Raw genomic sequence first — 932 nt, forward strand, 5'->3', positions numbered from 1 at the left:
GTGTGTTCTTCTCCTTGCTTATCCAATGCTCTTCATGTAATCGTCAGCATCCTTGACCTCCATCTCTTCCGTTTTTTCAATCATATCAAAGGTTTCTTCTTTGAGGAAATATTCAGAGTTGTCTTCAATGTCACTGATTACATGCCTGTATGGATTGTCATATTCATATTTTCTCCTAATCCTGTCAATCATCACGTCTTTGACCTTGACGGGATGCGATTTGGAATTTGTTCCGCCCCAAGTCGCCTTAAGGTTTTCAAAGCTGATGTGAAACTCTTCCCCATATCTTGTTTTCTTTTTCCCTGTTCAAACCTTAACCACCTGTCCGTCAATGATGATTTCGTTTCTTCAGGGGAAACCTTTCTCAAAATGAGATTTGGGAATGTTCATGATGAATGTGATTAGTTTGTCAAGGTTATCACTCTTGTAGTCATAGAAAAGTTGCTCCTCAAGGTTCTTTTTGAAAAACTCTTCACCATGCTCGGCAATAATCTCTTCACCCGTCTGTCAAGGTTTGTTTTTGAAACAATACTCAACCTTAAAAATTTTTGAATTGTCTGCCATATTTTCTCATCTCCTTCTTGTCATCTGCTTGTGGTTCAAATTTAATTGATTTGTAAGACTTGCCTTCATTGAGAAAATGTTGCCCCCATGCTTTCTTTTTAGGCATTCTGTTTCTCCAATCTACTTACTTTTGCTATTGCTTTGTTTATGTCAGATAGACCATAAGTACCTCAAGACCCACCATATGTACCTTTATGTGTGTCTCAATTAACCACTACATAACCTTCATCACCGACAACATCTTTAAATTCTTTTCCTGAAACCATTCTAAAAATTGGATTTTCATTTAAAAGTTCTTCAAAAAAATAATCCCTTAAAATTGAACCCCTTCTTGTTTTTTCAAAAACTCACCCCCCAAAAATTTCATT

2 protein-coding genes are annotated in these 932 nt (G+C 36.4%); both read right to left on the minus strand.

The features are described 5' to 3' along the window. Window positions 1–18: 18 nt before the first annotated feature. On the minus strand, window positions 19–195 hold the full coding sequence (locus N1032_RS24105; RefSeq protein ID WP_259542998.1) for a hypothetical protein: 177 nt from the start codon (window positions 193–195) through the stop codon (window positions 19–21). A gap of 343 nt (window positions 196–538) precedes the next feature. After that, window positions 539–670, minus strand: a complete 132-nt coding sequence (locus N1032_RS24110; protein WP_259543000.1) for a hypothetical protein — start codon at window positions 668–670, stop codon at window positions 539–541. Window positions 671–932: the final 262 nt, after the last annotated feature.

This window comes from Herbiconiux daphne, from assembly GCF_024979295.1.
GTDB lineage: Bacteria > Actinomycetota > Actinomycetes > Actinomycetales > Microbacteriaceae > Herbiconiux > Herbiconiux daphnes.